Raw genomic sequence first — 16,104 nt, 5'->3', positions numbered from 1 at the left:
GTCGGTCGCCTTGTAGCGATTCTAAAATTCCTTGCCTATACATTAAATATAATGCATATAAGCGATCACTTTTAAGGCTTAAAGAATCCTATAGAATAAAAAAGCCCCAAAATTGCTGACAACTTTGGGGCTTTTGCTTTTAGGCTCTACAATTAGCTTTCGCTGTCTGACTCACCAGACTCTAGCTTTTCAGCTTGCGTTGGCTTTTTATGGTCAGTCTTTGGCTTACGGCTGCGTGCCTTTGGTACTTTTGGCGTGGTTAAATTAAACATACCTGTTTGTGGCAATAGTTGCTCCGCCACATTCTCAATCATGTTTTTATAACTGGCAATCGTGGTTTTTGACTTAGCTGCCTGACTTTCTTCTTTAGTCAGTTGCTCCACTATAGGCTGCTCAGTTTCTGCTTGCTCAGCCTCAACATCTTTGACATCAGCAGTTCTATTATCATTGCCATTGCCACTGGCATTTGCCTCTTCTAGCGCTTGCTCTGCTTTTAGCAGTTGTTCGCTCTCAGCAGTGATATTGTCTGTCTGTGCTTCACTGGTCAAAGCAGTAGCTTCGACTTTATGCGCATCAACGTCGTTACCAGCTTGCTTAGACTCAGTGACTGGCTCGCTAGCGGTCATGGTTGGCTGCGCTGCTTGCTCATCAGCAATAGTGAGTACCGCTGGTTCCTGATAATCAGGATGTTGACCGCGCGGATCGTTGCTAGCACGTTTGCCAATAGCACGTGGCTCAACGGCTGTTTTACCTTGTGCTGCCGCAAACTGACTGACTGCTTGCGTCATCGCCTCAAAGCGGGCAAGGTAATCCGCGGCTAAAGGTTGATAGCCGTAGTTGCTAAAGTCAAAGCGACGAGTGGCAAAGTCATTGTCGTCGCCTTTGTTCTCGCTTGAATCGCGTTCAACCTTAGCGCCATTAACAGCCGGTTGGGCTTGCTGCGTATGTGTTTCGATAGCAGCAATAAAGCAGCTGATGACACCATCATTTTTTAAACGACTTTCTGCATCGGTTAATGCCTTACGAACAAAGTCACCAACTGTACCACGAATGCTTGGTGCGCTTGTTACTACTTGCTCAGTTGCTTGCGGCTGCTCAGCAGATTGCGCTTGCTGACTACGAACGACACGTGGGTCATTGCTCGCTTGCCCGAACTTCTTAGCTGTCACGTAGCGTTTGGCAAACAATGCGTCATGCGTCAGCTCAAGCGCTGAGTTACTAGGGTTGCTAGTATCCGTCGCGGGCGTAGTTGCATTGCCGTCGTCAGTTTTTTGTGCGCTTGGTGCTGCTACGCTAGCTGCCTCAGTAGTGACTGGCTTCTGACTATCCGCTTGACTGTCAACACTGTTTTTAGACGCTGTTTGCTCATCTACCGATGCTGTTTTGTCATTGACTTTACGGTCGTCTGTAGGTGCAGCCTGTTGCACCTGATCTGCCGTAGTGCTCACTTCTGCATCATTGCTTTTGCCAGTATTGGCTTGGGTATTGCCTTTTTGCGTCTCACTAACAGACTCATTATCCTGTTTAGCGTTACTTTTTATATCAGCGCTTTTTTCTGCAGTGATTTTTTCTTCAGCGCTTTTCACCTGAGCACTTTTCACCTGAGCACTTTTCACCTGAGTACTTTTCTGACTGGTAACGTGCTGACTGGTACCGTGCTCATTCGTACCATGCTTGTCAGTATTTTTCACCGCGCTATTTTGCTGGTGGACACTTTCTTTAGCAGCGTTCTGCTGAGTATGACTATTGTCTGTACGCTCTTTCGCTGCTTCGTCTTTCGTCGTATCGCGCGCGGAGCTTTGTTCTTCAGCTGACTGACGAGTTGTCTGTGTAGACTTGCTGTCATCTAAGGATAAGTGCACCACTTCTGGTGTCTTAAGCTCATTGGTTGCTTCATTGACCTGTAGCACTACTTCGTTAGGGTCTTGGTTTCGGCGTGTGCTTGATTGGTTCTTGCTAGCGCTGGTAGCCGTTTGCTGAGCGTTTTGCTTAACATTGTCAGCTGTTAGTGTATCGCCGCGCTCAAGCTTGCCGCGTGAGGCACGCTGAGCGTTCGACTTACGTTTAGTGCGAGTCTGCTCGTCTGCTGCCGCTGCCTCGTTACTGTCTTTTTGCTCAGTATCATCGCGATTGCTGTCGTTACGCCCGTTGTTATTACTATTACGGTTGCTATCTTGACGATTATTGCGATTACGATCGTTAGGGCGTCTATTGCTATTGTCCTGCTGACGTTTGTCTTGGCTACTATCAGCTGATTTGTCATCAGTATTGGTTGCAGCGCTGCTATCGGCATTATTGTTGGCTACATCATCATTGCTCGTCTCGTCACGCTGCTCTTTTCTTTGATGCGGCTTAGAAGATCTTGATTTGCGCGGCTTACGTCTTCTTCTATCCTCAGCATTGTTGTCGTCACTGTCATTATCACTGTCCGTGTTGCGACGTGCTTGCTGACGGTTAGCGTTGGTATTCGACGCTTGGTTATCGCTTTTTTGGCTGCTCTCTGGTTGAGTCGTTTGCGATGTGCTCTGGGCATTGCCAGTCAACGCGCTATTATCAACTTGTCCGAAAGAGCCTAAACTTTGCCCACCATTGTTTACGAGGGCTTCGATGGCTTCTGCGGCATCACGACTACTGACACTATTGGTTGTTTGCGCCTGCGGGGCTTGTGCAAATAGATTCGACAACCATGCCACAGCTTGCGGCTGCACAGTCGTTGCAACACTAGCAGCTTGAGTGGTTACAGGCGCGGCAACGCTCGCTTTATTGTCTTGTGGTGCACGTGCTGACACAGCGTTATTGGCGTTCGTATTCGTATTATTACGACGCTCATTGCTATGACTGACGGTGCTAGTCTGCTGTTGCTCAGTTGCGCTTGGGGCAGTAGTAGGTGCGCGGTTAGCTGCTTGGCTTGTGGCGCTATTGTCTGCTACTTGACGTGGCTGGCGGGTCGGCTGCTGCTCGGGACGCTCTTTCTCAGCAGTTTGCCAGTCAACCTCGTAGCCAAGATCACTATGTTCTTGGGCTGTATCCGTAATACGCTCGTAGCTTGAAGGCGCAAAGCCATCACGGTTAAAGTGTAGCTTAAAGTTTGGTGACTCTAAATGCGCGTGCGGCAAGATGGTGATACGCGTACCACTGTCTTGCTCAAGATAAACTAAGGCATCGCGCTTTTCATTTAATAAGAAAGCTGCGATATCAGTCGGTACTTCGGCTTGCACTTCACCTTGACGCTCTTTTAGCGCAATTTGTTCAATCTGACGCATAATCGATAGTGACAGCGAGCGCAAGTCACGAATCATACCGTTGCCATGACAGCGCGGGCAGATATAACCCGTCGACTCTTCTAATGACGGACGCAGACGCTGACGGCTCATCTCCATCAGACCAAACTTAGAGATATCCCCAAATTGCACGCGCGCGCGGTCATATTTGGTGGCATCAATCAGACGTTTTTCCACTTCTTTTTGGTGCTTATTGTCATTCATGTCAATGAAATCAATGACAATTAAGCCGCCCATATCACGCAGACGCAATTGACGAGCAATCTCGTCTGCGGCTTCTAAGTTGGTATGATAAGCCGTCTCAGCGACATCTGAGCCTTTGGTTGATTTGGCTGAGTTGATATCGATAGAGACCAAGGCTTCAGTTTGGTCGATAACGATTGAGCCGCCTGATGGCAGGCGCACTTCACGCTGATAGGCAGTTTCGATTTGTTTTTCGATATTAAAGCGCGAAAACATCGGCTCATAATCGGTATATTTACGCAGTTTTTCAGCTTGTTTTGGCATGACCGCATCGATGAAGCCTGCCGCTTCTATATAAGCGTTTTCGTTATCGATCCAAATCTCAGCAATGTCATCGCGTAGATAATCACGCACGGCACGAGTAACAACGCCCGCTTCTTGATGTACCAAGCGCGGTGATGGATATTTTTGGTTTTGCTCTTGGATGGCTTGCCAGATATTGAGCAGATGGTTTAAATCGTGTTGCAAATCTTCTTGAGTTTTACCAATACCAGCAGTACGAATAATGACGCTCATGCCTTTTGGCAAGTCAAGCCCGCCTAGCATGCGTTTCATATCTTCGCGCAATTTACCTGAGATTTGACGTGAGATACCGCCGCCACGAGGGTTGTTTGGCATCAATACCAGATAACGTCCGGCTAATGACACATAAGTCGATAGGGCAGCGCCTTTATTACCGCGCTCTTCTTTTTCGACTTGGACGATGAGCTCATCACCTTCTTTGATGAGTTTTTTGATATTTTCGTCACGTGGATTGCCGCTTAGATATTCAGCAGAAATTTCACGAATCGGCAAAAAGCCTTGACGCTGTGAGCCATATTCGACAAACACGGCTTCAAGCGACGGCTCGACACGGGTGACGTGGCCTTTATAGATGTTAGATTTTTTTTGTTCGCGGGTACGGTTTTCTAAATCGAAATCGTAAAGATGGTTGCCTTTACATAAGGCGACACGAATTTCTTCGTTTTGAGTGGCGTTAATCAGAATGCGTTTCATACTATTATCCTATGAATACACAGGACAACGACTAATATATTGAAAAACTCTGAATGAAAAAACTTTTATGGTAAGTGGCTTTTATAACAAGCCACATTAACGATTTATTCAGACTGCCAATTGGACAGTGATCAATATAATAATAACCAAAGCAAGGAAGCGGTGGTAGCAAGGGACGCTAATATTAAGATTAGCTAAAAATACCAGATGATAGAGCAGCGTTGTGCTCAGATAAAATTGAATAAATAAAAGAGCGTATTAAGTGGCACATATAAAAAAATTGCCTATTAATTCACAATGAATTGACTGCGTTTGAGCGTAGCAAACAGAGAGCTTTAAGTAGTTACTGATACAGAGTGTAAGGCTGTAATATTATCTACTGTCACACTTTAAGGGCTTGAAAACTACCGCTAAAATATCGACACCGACTGTCAACCGTTTTTATCGGCCTAGAGGCTTGGCGATTAACATCTTGCCATCGTAAGTTTTACCAAGATGATGAACATCTAAAGTGGTGAAGGGCATGTAATATACTTTGTAAGAGTCTATCGAAGCGCTTGCCACATGGTCACAATTCATTCGCTGTTCGGTTTATTCGCTAAACCGTTAAATTCAACGAACCTCTCAATATTAGCTCAAATCAAATCAATTGTTTTATCTATTATTTTAACTTATAACATCTATGTATTTTGGTGTCTGACCTTAAGAGTGCCACTGCGCTGCTGCTCAGCGGGGCGTACTTGGCAAACAGAATAGTAATCGGCAAATCGCTCGATTGGGTATATATCTTTTATATGACATCTATTATATCTGTTTGACCGCCAATATTCAGGCAGCTCTAAACTCTTAATATCGGACTACCATCACTTGCTCAATTGCGCGCGCTTGCATGATTAAAAATCAAGTCGTGGTCGTGCGTTAAATGAGTAGTTGTGTACTGCTATCGCTTGATACATGGGCGCGTTTGCTACCATGGTCAAGGCGATTATATTTGGTATAAATACCGTTTACTGGACGCTATGCCATGTGTTAATTGGCATTTTATCCTAAAAATTAGATGATGCGTGCAAAATTAGCTTGAAGTACAATGTAGGCCTCGTTACTAGCAAGTAGTAAAGATGGCGATAAGTTGTTTGAGACAATAACGATTATTGCCGCAACCTCTGCTTAATTGGCGCTCAACATGCTAAACTATAACAAATCTTTGTGTAAATACCTAACTAAAAATGACAAACTCCAAAATGACTGACGACGCAACTACCCATGAAGCTCCTGCTATCTTCAATAGCAAAACTCGCCCGCAAAGCGCCGACGATGAGATTAGTAACTTTGAAAAGGTCAATTACCTTGAAGTCACTCGCCATCAGCACGACCAGCGCTTAGATAACTTTTTATTGAACCGCCTAAAAGGTCTGCCTAAGTCGCATATTTATAAAATGATTCGCTCAGATGAGATTCGAGTCAACAATAAGCGCTGCAAAGCACACGATAGAGTACAGCGTGAGGATGTAGTGCGTATTGCGCCAGTGGTACTGGCTACCCGTGAAAAACCCATTATCAGCACTGAATTTGCCAATAGCTTATTGGCGCGAGTGGTCTATGAAGACGATGGTCTGCTAGTGCTCAATAAGCCTTCTGGTATTGCCGTACATGGTGGCAGCGGCCTTGATTTTGGCGTTATCGAAGCCATGCGTGAAGTGACTGGTAAAAAATACCTAGAGCTGATTCATCGCATCGATAAAGATACCTCAGGTCTGCTGATGATTTCTAAGAAGCGCTCAGCGCTGAAAACTTTGCAGCAGCATCTCGTCGATAAAACCATCCAAAAGCATTATCTATGCATTGCTAAGGGTCAGCCTGCCCTGAATGAGCAACGTATCGATGCACCATTGCTACGCTATACACTGGCTAGTGGTGAGCGCCGCGTGAAAGTAGATGCGCAGGATCCTCAATCTAAAGAAAGCCAGACAGATATTATCGTGCATGGCCGTTTTATGATTGCCGGTCAGCCGGTCAGCTTAATCGAAGCGAAGCCACTAACGGGTCGTACCCATCAAATCCGGGTGCATTTGGCTCATCTGGGTCACGCTATCCTAGGTGACGATAAGTACAACGTACATGACAAATCTGGCGTGCATCGTCTGTGCTTGCATGCATGGCGCTTAGACATTCCGGGTTATAAGACTATTACTGCACCATTACCAGATGAGATGGCTGATTGGCTACCAGAGCAGACCAAGTTACCTGAATAAACTTAACCGTTTTTGGCTCAATGTTAAAGTGTAGCCAGTATTAAGTGTTAACCCTAAACGTCATGCTCACTTATTGATTTGTATTAATAAGTCGGCGTGACGTTTTAGTATCTGTAATAAATGCACACCATTTACTAAGGCAAATTTATGAGTGAACAGTCTGAACAGTCTGATCATGGCTTAGCTGATAAGACGCTAGTTATTTTTGATTGGGACGGTACGTTGATGGATTCAATTGGTCTAATCGTTGAGTCTATGCATGTGGCTGGAGAGGCGCATGGCTTTCACACGACTGATCAAGCAGTCAAAGACATCATTGGTCTTAGCCTGATGAACGGTATTGAGATTTTGTATCCACAGGCCAGTGACACGCAAAAGCTGGCCATTCAGCAAAGCTACGCTGACTACTATATTCCAAATAGCCATCGCACACCGTTCTTTGCCCCTACGGAGGCCATGCTAAAGACTTTGCAACAGCAGGGTCGTAAGCTTGCCGTGGCTACTGGCAAAAAGCGGCGCGGACTGGATCGCGTATTGGATGCTTCGGCAAGTCATGATTATTTTGACATTACCCGCTGTGCTGATGAGTCAGGCTCAAAACCTGATCCACAAATGCTGACCGACATCTTGAATCATACGCAGCAGCCAATATCAGGCGCGGTATTCATCGGTGACAGTATCTATGATATTCAAATGGCAAATAAGCTGGGTATGACTAGCATTGCTGTCAACTATGGTACCGCATCCAGCGCCGAACTGGCTGCTCAGTTACCCACTTATCAGGTAGAGACACCGCAAGAATTAGCGAAACTGTTGTGCGGCTAGAATCAATGTGAACAAATACATGACAGCAAAAAAGGGTGTATCGCTATTAACGATACACCCTTTTTTTTATCAACTTTTATGAAGTACTACTAATACTCTGCTATTTACTTATCAGTTGGCAACTCATGGTTAGGCTGCTCATTATCTTCAAACATATCTTCTTCTGTAAGTGGCTCATCATCAAGCAGATTAAAAGAAGATTCAATGATTTTGTCATCACTAAGCTGGTACTCATACCAATTGCCCATTACCCCAGCCAATTCATCAAGCCCTTCTTTTCTTAAGGCAGAAAACAGCTGAATGGTGCATTTAAGACCTAACTTTTTTAGTCTTTTACGGGTATTGAGTAAGGCGTTTTTAGAAGCGCCATATTTCAATTTATCCGCTTTAGTCAGCAAAATATGGACAGGTAGATCACCTTCTTTGGCCCAAAATAGCATTTGCTCATCAAAGAATTTGAGCGGATGACGAATATCTGTCATCAACACCAAACCTGCTAGGCTTGAGCGCGATACCAGGTATTCTTCCAATTCGACCTGCCATTCTTTTTTCATCTCCAGCGGCACGGCAGCATAACCATAGCCTGGTAAATCAACCAGACGTCTGTGCTTGTCACCAATACTAAAAAAGTTAATCATCTGCGTACGCCCAGGCGTCTTGGACGAGCGCGCCAACTGCCGCTGGTTGGTCAATGCATTGATAGCCGAGGACTTACCCGCGTTTGAGCGTCCTGCAAAAGCAACCTCTAACCCGACATCAGGCGGACAAAGGCGAAACGTAGGTGCTGACGTCATAAACTCAGTTTGCTGAATTCGTTGGCGCGATTTGGTATTAAACACCGCATGTTCGGCGGCGACATCTGTAAACGGGGTACTCATAAATGGCTCATTAATCTGCAAAAAATTGGATACGGTAGTGAGAGTTGGGGGTTGGCTAATCGTTCAAGCGGCGCATCGAATAAATAAAACGCGAGTGGCTAAGGCTGATAGCAATGATCGTCTCAAATTAGTGACTATTCTATACTATTAACCGTCTTACTTATTGAAATGATGGCGATTAGTCTCATATAAACGACAGCATACCATTAAAGCGTAGTAGCGCTTAGCGAAAGTTCTTTACAGCACAATAAAGGCGTTACGAAAGCCAAACTCGATTCATGTATATTAAGTCGACATATATTGTTACAATGTTTAATGAAAAACGTTTAAGATCGTATTTAACTAAGCAAATATTAAATTAAACGTCTGAAAAACACATAAGGGGGTGTCCCATGTCTTCAATCACCACACTTTTTACCAAAACCTGCCGTCTGTTAGCAGGTAGCGGCGCAGCACTTGTCCTGACAACGGCAATGACAACCAGTGCCGGTGCTGCTGATATTGCTACGACCTATAATAACTCATGTGCGGCTTGTCACGATAGTGGCGCGTTGAATGCTATCAAAAAAGGCGACAGTGCTAAGTGGCAGCAGCTCATCCAACAAAAAGGCATGCCAGCTCTGATCAACTCAGTCAAAAGTGGTATGACACAGATGCCAGCTGGCGGACTCTGTGATAACTGTAGTAATGATGACTATCGCAAGCTGATTGACTATATGAGTAAATAGCAAAACGCATAAATAGCAGGTGCCTGACCAAAATTTTAGACGGATATAATAAAGCGCTAGGGGCATACCCCTCATGCGCTTTTTATTTTTCAGGCAGTTTTCTGTGGTAGCACCAATAGAAAAACCATTGGCTACTGTGACTGAGTAGGTATTAATTAGGGATTAAGTAGGCAAATACTATAAAGTCTTGCTATAATAATCCAAAATAAACCCTGATGTTAGTAAGTACTTTCAGACTGCTTGTAACAAGTCCATAAGATATATGCTGAACTCGCTAAATAGTAGCGCGACGTATATCAATGGGCTCGTCTATGCAACCACTCTAAATAATGCTTACGCCGAGCTAGTAGGATTTGTATCAATGAAAAAGTTAATCGCTGCTGCCAGTTTATGCGTTGCAAGTTTCAGCGTACAAGCTGCTATTGTTGTTCCCGAATATGACGTTAACGCCGGCAAGCAAATTGCAGAAACAGTCTGTGCAGCTTGTCATGGTGTTGACGGTGTCAGTGTTGTTCCTGCTCAGCCTAATTTAGGCGGCCAAAATGTTAAGTATCTCTATAAGCAGTTGGTCAATTTTAAAGCAGGCTACCGCAAAAACGGTATTATGCAGTCGCAAGTGGCGAATTTGTCGCAACAAGACTTGGCCAATGTGGCAGGCTATTATGCAAGCCAAGCACCTTGGGGCGTTGGCTTCGGTAATCCAGCGACTAACCAAGAAGCGACCAAGCTGTTTTTAGGTGGTGACAAATCTCGTGGCATTATTGGTTGTGCAGGTTGTCATGGTCCAGATGCGGCCGGTAATACTTGGGCGGCGTTTCCACGTTTAGGTGGACAACACTCGCAATATATTGCGACTCAGCTAAAACTGTTCCGTGCCGCTGGCCGCGAAGATGATATCGCAAGCGATGATCAAAAGCGTGCTAACGATGCAGCGAAAGAAGGTGAAAAGGGTATGATGCAGACAGTAGCGTCTAAGCTGTCGGATCGCGATATCCGTATTTTGGCCGACTATGTGAGCGCCGTTCACTAATTGATATTGCTTAGCGTCGGCTATATTATAAATTGGCTGTATCATAGATAGCACCTTGCTATGGAACCGTCGCTTAGGTGTCAGCCATTATTTAGTTATTAAACCCCGATTTCGGGGTTTTTTTATAACTGCTAGTCCCTTATATTAGATAGTCCCTTATATTAAACAGACCTGTGTATTGTACAGAGGGTTATAAATTATCGTTATTCACTTTAGATCGTTTGGATTTAGATTATGATGATCCGCTATGCTTCTTATTTTATCGCCGCGTTGCTACCACTATTGTTGTTTCGCTGGTTTGCGCCTGCGTCCATTGGTGAGATTGACTTTTGGTTACTTTGGCTGTTGGCAATGCTATTGGTCTCACTGCCAGTGGTATATGCTGAGATTGCGCTCGCTTATCGTAGTGTCGATGCCCCGTTGGCAGGTATGCAGAAACTCACTCGTGAGGCTGATGCCAGTCCGTTATGGCGAAGCTTTGGTTGGTTGGCAGCCCTAGTTTCGATTATTATTGCCGCGTTAGTCATATCGGGCGCTAGCACGGGTATTGTATCGGCGCTTAGCGATATTCATAGTGCACCTGACATTCCAAGCTTTGCTATCGCTGCGGGATTGATGGTCATCGCCGTCTTATTAAGCTTACTCGGTGTTACGCCTTTACCGATTGGCTTAGGATTAATGCTCGTCGGCTTGCTGCTAGGGGTGGCGAATGGTTTGCCGAATATTGACTTTGCGATGACGGGTATCAGCTTAAGTGAATGGGCGCGCGCGGTTGCTTTAGCGCTAGTCAGTGTGGGGGCGGGTACAGGACTGTATTGGTTCGGTCAACATTTATCAACCAAGCAAGTCGTCACAGCGGTAGAGGTAGACAATATCAATGCGCAAAGGCCAGCACGCACTCGTGCCAATCAAGAATATCGCGCGACCAAGCTGGTATTGCCTATATGGATATTACAGTTATTGGTTGGCGTTGTAGCATTATTCATCAGTGGCATGGCACTACCGCCGATCGGACAACTGATTTATTGGCTAGGGGTGGTGTTTGTGGCGAGCTACTTGCTACATTATAGTGCACAGCAGTTGGCGCATAAGTTTGGACTGTTGGTTAGCTTGATGATAACTTTTGTGGTAGCGCTGGTACTAGTCCTCGTTATACCGACTACATGGCTGGTAGGTATACTGGTTATTATCAGTAGTATCACGGTATTGTTGTTGTCGATTTTCGCCGGCTGGCAGATGAAGATAAGCCATTTACGCAAGTCTCTAAACTTTGGCAATGAAGCGTTCTATAACCTATGGCGGGTAGCGATACGTCTCATTGTACCAGTGGCATTGCTATTGGCATTAATAGGCTGGGTGATGCAGTGGTTGAGCTAACGGCTGATGCGGTTGAATTTAACCATACTCGTAACAGTAATACTGTGGCCCAGTCTAAGCGGAGCGCGTTCATGACAGTATATCTGGCATATGCTGAAAAGGCGCAGCGTCAACATTATCTGACGTTGTCAGTCGCTGAGGGCACTACTTTGTACGAGGCACTCGCGCAAGCAGGCTGGTTGATGCAATTTCCAGCATTGGCAACGTGGTGTGAGGAAGTGGAACATGTGACAGCACCAGCGGCTAAGCGTTGGCATGTAGGTATCTACGCCCAAAAGCAGCCGCTAAATTATCAATTGCAGCCGTTTGACCGGATAGAAGTCTATCGCAGCTTAAGCGCTGATCCTATGTCTCAGCGCAAAAGTAAGTCTCGAGGTTAATCATTTAGCCGAACCGTTAAGCTTAAGCATTATCAAGTCTGCCATTTTGAGACTAACAATTAATAAGCCTAAATTTACATCAGAATTATTGGGCAGGCAGGGTTTCGATACCTTCGATGCGACTGACCAAGCCGTTCTCATCAAAATACACCACTAAATGTTGGCTAGCGTTTTTGACATTAGCGATGCCTTTACGTTTACCTTCTGTGCCCGCTTTATAATCGTAAATATAGTCCCAACGTTTAGGCTCTAGCGTATCTTTAATCGCTGGGCTGCCCAAAATATAAAGGACTTGGTTTTGGTTCATGCCCACTTGCAGTTTTTGTGCTTGCCCTTGGGTAATCGCAGTCCCTTGTGGCAAATCAATCTTATACACACTCAGTAATGAGCAGCCAGACATCACAACCGAGGCACTAAGCATACCGGTCAGGACAATCTTGCGTAATGCGCTTGCGCGGCTTAACGGACGAAAATTTAATGTCTTTATCATGGTAAGATGACTCATAAAAAATGGATTAGGTGCGGTCAAGAAGCGTTGCTGCTGGTCTTGCCGACAATCTTGGACAAATGATACGTCATTTACTTGCAATTGCCTACCACTTACGACATTATTTACCAAACACTACCTCACGTATTGGATGTTTTATATTTTAAATTCATAGACTTGCGGTGAGGTTTAACCACGCTAACCATGCTAAAAATTTACGCAAGATAAGCCAGTTTAGGGCTATTTGAATTTTTAGTATTTAATTAATAATAATCATTGGCGATTATTTACCTCATGTTCTTTAGTTTTTATTTGCTAAGACTTAACAGTCAGAAGGGATATTATGGCTTCTTTTACCAATCAAGATTTACGTAAAGCAGGATTAAAAGTCACGTTACCGCGTATCAAAATTTTAGAGTTGCTTGAGCGCGCAGAGCTGCATCATATGAGTGCAGAAGAGGTCTACAAAGCACTGATTGAGCAAGGTGAAGATGTAGGGCTAGCGACCGTCTATCGCGTACTGACCCAGTTTGAACAAGCAGGGATTGTTGAGCGCCATAACTTTGAAAACAATTTATCTGTGTTTGAGATTACCCAAGCAGAGCATCATGATCATCTGGTTTGTGACGTTTGCGGCAAGATTATTGAGTTTCATAATGAAACTATTGAAGAAGAACAAATCAAAGTCGCCGCTGAGCATGGCTTTAAGCTATCGGGTCATTCATTGGTACTATATGGCATTTGTAACAATCAAGAATGTCGCGACAGCGCAAAATAATGGCTATATGACCACTTAATAGATGCTGATATTAGGGCGTGTCCTCATTTTAAAAATGGCGATAAAAATGAGGTAAATTGCAGTCAAACAAGGAAAATAGTGCAGATAATATCGAGATATTACCTAGCTATTTGACGATGTTTGGCAAGATTTAACCATTTTTAGCCCATTTAGATTGCTATCGGTTGAATTGAGGACACGCCCTAATGCATGCAAAAAACAGCCCTCATGATTGAGGGCTGTTTTTTTATTGACTGACTTATTTGCTACAGATTAGCTGACGTCTAAGGACAAGCTATCAGCACCTTCGTCTAAATTGGCGTTACTATTTTTGCTGCTGAGTTTGATTTTTAAGCGCAGATCATTGGGGGAGTCGGCGTGCAATATCGCTTCTTTATAAGTGATTTCGCCATGCTCATACAAGTCAAAGAGTGCTTGGTCAAAGGTTTGCATGCCGCTGTCACGCGAGCGCGTCATGACATCTTTGATTTCGTGCACTTCGCCTTTACGGATATAGTCGCTGATCAGTTGTGAGTTTAATAAAATCTCAATAGCTGCCCGTCGACCTTTACCGTCTGGGGTTGGAATCAATTGCTGGGCGATAATGGCTTGCAAGTTCAGCGACAAATCCATAAACAACTGATTGTGGCGACTGGTTTCAAAAAAGTGAATGATACGGTCAATTGCTTGGTTGGCATTGTTGGCGTGCAAAGTAGCAAATACCAAATGGCCTGTTTCTGCATATTGGATCGCATAACTCATGACCTCGCGGTTACGAATCTCACCAATCAAAATAACGTCTGGCGCTTGGCGCAAGGTGTTCTTTAGACCGGCCTCAAAGGAGTGAGTATCGATACCGACTTCTCGCTGAGTAATGATACAACCACGATGTTTGTGGACAAATTCAATCGGGTCTTCGATGGTAATAATATGACCATGAGAGTTTTGGTTACGGTGACCGATCATGGCAGCCAAGGTGGTCGATTTACCCGTACCAGTTGCGCCGACCAATAAGATAATACCGCGTTTTTTCATGGCCAGCTCTTTTAACGCTGGCGGCAGACGTAGCTCTTCGACGGTTGGGATCTTATTTTCGATTTTCCGTAAAATCATGCCTGCCATATCGCGCTGTATAAAGGCACTGACTCGAAAGCGTGCTTGCTGCGCTTCATCAGTAATGGCAAATTGACACTCATTGGTCTCTTCGAACTCTTGGCGTTGGCCTGCTGTCATCACACCTTTAACCAATTTCATGGTTTGTTCAGCGCTCAGAGGCGTCTTACCAACCGGTAGAATCTTGCCATTTATTTTCATGGAAGGCGCTACATCAGCGGTAATAAAAAGGTCGGAGCCGTTTTTATTGATCATCAACTGTAATAATTTATCAATATCCATATCGTACCTGCATTCGATGTAAATCGATTAAAAATTGTCTAAAATCAATTTCTAAAGATCAGTAATCATGACCATTAAAAACAAATAAGGGATACAAAAATCACTGACTATTAGGGATTTTCATCAAATAGGAAGTGTCAACCAATCAGCAATACTATAACTATAAAAATGCTTCAGGCTGTTTGGCATAAGGACGAGCAACGTCTTTGCTAATCGTGCCTTTGGTCACAAGGTTCTTAAGCGTTTGATCTAGGGTAATCATGCCATCGCCAGCCCCTGTCTGGATAGCCGAGTACATTTGGGCAATTTTATTCTCACGGATCAAGTTACGAATCGCTGGCGTACCCAGCATAATTTCATGCGCGGCAACCCGTCCCCCAGTTTGGCGACGCAATAGAGTCTGTGAGATTACCGCTTGTAGCGACTCTGATAGCATGGCGCGAATCATGTCTTTTTCGGCCGCAGGGAATACGTCAATCACGCGGTCAATGGTCTTGGCTGCTGAGCTGGTATGCAGGGTACCAAAGACTAAGTGCCCCGTCTCAGCAGCTGTGAGCGCAAGTCGAATGGTCTCAAGGTCACGTAGCTCGCCGACGAGGATAACATCGGGATCTTCACGCAATGCTGAACGTAGCGCTGGCTCAAAACCCAAGGTATCACGGTGTACTTCGCGTTGGTTAATCAGACTTTTTTTAGATTCATGCACAAATTCAATCGGGTCTTCGATGGTCAAAATATGCTCTTTACGGCTCTCATTGATATAATCAATCATAGCCGCTAGGGTCGTTGACTTGCCTGAGCCTGTCGGACCTGTTACTAGCACGACGCCACGCTTGAAGTCGGAGACGCGTTTAAACACTTCACCCATACCCAAGTCTTCCATGGTCAGAACTTTGGAAGGAATGGTACGAAAGACAGCACCAGCACCGCGATTTTGGTTAAAAGCGTTAACCCGAAAACGTGCTAAGTTAGGAATTTCAAAAGAAAAATCCGTCTCATAAAACTCTTCAAAGTCAGCGCGCTGCTTATCATTCATGATGTCATAAATAAGCTGATGCACCACTTGATGTGTCATCGTTGGCATATTGATGCGCGTCATCTCACCGTCGACCCGAATCATCGCTGGCATGCCGGCTGAAATATGTAAATCCGACGCTTTATGTTTGACCGTAAAACGCAGCAGATCTTCGATGCTTAGATTGTTTTTTTCAGCCATAATCAGGCATTCCTATCAATGAATAAAGGTAAGGCAAAAAGAGCTTAGCAGCAGGTTCTAAACAATAACTTTTTCACTCATCCTATGCTAGCTCAGTTATTTGGCGATGGAGTAGGTCATGATTGTTACTATTACTACTATCTTTAGTAGCATATGTTAAACCATGTAACAATATCATAACAAGACTCTTGGCATTTAACCATCTACTAGGCTAAGAAAATGTAAAATTAGGCAGTCA

At 44.6% G+C, this 16,104-nt stretch carries 12 protein-coding genes; 7 read left to right on the top strand and 5 right to left on the bottom strand.

Translation table 11 applies throughout. The features are described 5' to 3' along the window. Positions 1-152: 152 nt before the first annotated feature. Positions 153-4,520 (bottom strand): Rne/Rng family ribonuclease, encoded by a 4,368-nt coding sequence (locus HQR03_RS03955; RefSeq protein WP_173239221.1) that lies wholly within the window; start codon positions 4,518-4,520, stop codon positions 153-155. A gap of 1,241 nt (positions 4,521-5,761) precedes the next feature. Here HQR03_RS03955 and HQR03_RS03950 point away from each other — a divergent pair. Together HQR03_RS03950 and HQR03_RS03945 are read left to right on the top strand one after the other, a co-directional pair. Further along, positions 5,762-6,772 carry an RluA family pseudouridine synthase gene (locus HQR03_RS03950; protein ID WP_101210787.1) on the top strand — a complete coding sequence of 337 codons (1,011 nt, stop codon included), beginning with the start codon at positions 5,762-5,764 and terminating at the stop codon, positions 6,770-6,772. 147 nt (positions 6,773-6,919) lie between these two features. Next, on the top strand, positions 6,920-7,597 hold the full coding sequence (locus tag HQR03_RS03945; protein ID WP_173239220.1) for an HAD-IA family hydrolase: 678 nt from the start codon (positions 6,920-6,922) through the stop codon (positions 7,595-7,597). A 104-nt stretch (positions 7,598-7,701) separates the two neighbouring features. Here HQR03_RS03945 and yihA read toward each other — a convergent pair whose 3' ends face one another. Next, positions 7,702-8,475 carry a ribosome biogenesis GTP-binding protein YihA/YsxC gene (gene yihA / locus HQR03_RS03940; protein WP_025651710.1) on the bottom strand — a complete coding sequence of 258 codons (774 nt, stop codon included), beginning with the start codon at positions 8,473-8,475 and terminating at the stop codon, positions 7,702-7,704. A gap of 392 nt (positions 8,476-8,867) precedes the next feature. Here yihA and HQR03_RS03935 point away from each other — a divergent pair, with 392 nt between their 5' ends. The 4 genes from HQR03_RS03935 to HQR03_RS03920 all read left to right on the top strand — a co-directional run bounded on the left by HQR03_RS03935 (position 8,868) and on the right by HQR03_RS03920 (position 11,990). After that, the gene (locus tag HQR03_RS03935; RefSeq protein WP_037025007.1) at positions 8,868-9,203 is read left to right on the top strand and encodes a c-type cytochrome; all 336 of its coding nucleotides are present in this window, start codon (positions 8,868-8,870) and stop codon (positions 9,201-9,203) included. Positions 9,204-9,564: 361 nt separating this feature from the next. Then, positions 9,565-10,233: a c-type cytochrome gene (locus HQR03_RS03930; RefSeq protein ID WP_025651708.1), complete on the top strand. Its 669-nt coding sequence runs from the start codon at positions 9,565-9,567 to the stop codon at positions 10,231-10,233. Positions 10,234-10,467: 234 nt separating this feature from the next. Next, entirely contained in the window at positions 10,468-11,610 is a 1,143-nt protein-coding gene (locus HQR03_RS03925; RefSeq protein ID WP_025651707.1) for a hypothetical protein, read from the top strand. Further along, on the top strand, positions 11,529-11,990 hold the full coding sequence (locus HQR03_RS03920; protein WP_244951973.1) for an RnfH family protein: 462 nt from the start codon (positions 11,529-11,531) through the stop codon (positions 11,988-11,990). Before HQR03_RS03925 ends, HQR03_RS03920 begins: the two co-directional genes overlap by 82 nt. A gap of 85 nt (positions 11,991-12,075) precedes the next feature. On the opposite strand, the gene HQR03_RS03915 is transcribed toward HQR03_RS03920, so the two are convergent. After that, positions 12,076-12,495 carry an outer membrane protein assembly factor BamE gene (locus HQR03_RS03915; protein ID WP_173239280.1) on the bottom strand — a complete coding sequence of 140 codons (420 nt, stop codon included), beginning with the start codon at positions 12,493-12,495 and terminating at the stop codon, positions 12,076-12,078. Between the two features lie 325 nt (positions 12,496-12,820). On the opposite strand from HQR03_RS03915, the gene fur reads away from it, so the two are divergent. After that, entirely contained in the window at positions 12,821-13,255 is a 435-nt protein-coding gene (fur, locus tag HQR03_RS03910; RefSeq protein WP_173239218.1) for a ferric iron uptake transcriptional regulator, read from the top strand. Between the two features lie 273 nt (positions 13,256-13,528). Here fur and HQR03_RS03905 read toward each other — a convergent pair whose 3' ends face one another. Together HQR03_RS03905 and HQR03_RS03900 are read right to left on the bottom strand one after the other, a co-directional pair. Next, positions 13,529-14,650, bottom strand: coding sequence for a PilT/PilU family type 4a pilus ATPase (locus tag HQR03_RS03905; protein WP_025651703.1), 1,122 nt, complete (start codon positions 14,648-14,650; stop codon positions 13,529-13,531). 160 nt (positions 14,651-14,810) lie between these two features. Beyond that, positions 14,811-15,866 (bottom strand): type IV pilus twitching motility protein PilT, encoded by a 1,056-nt coding sequence (locus HQR03_RS03900; RefSeq protein WP_025651702.1) that lies wholly within the window; start codon positions 15,864-15,866, stop codon positions 14,811-14,813. Between the last annotated feature and the right edge of the window lie 238 nt (positions 15,867-16,104).

This window comes from Psychrobacter okhotskensis, assembly GCF_013248965.1.
Classification (GTDB): Bacteria; Pseudomonadota; Gammaproteobacteria; order Pseudomonadales; family Moraxellaceae; genus Psychrobacter; species Psychrobacter okhotskensis.
This window is presented reverse-complemented; position numbering and strand designations above follow the sequence as displayed.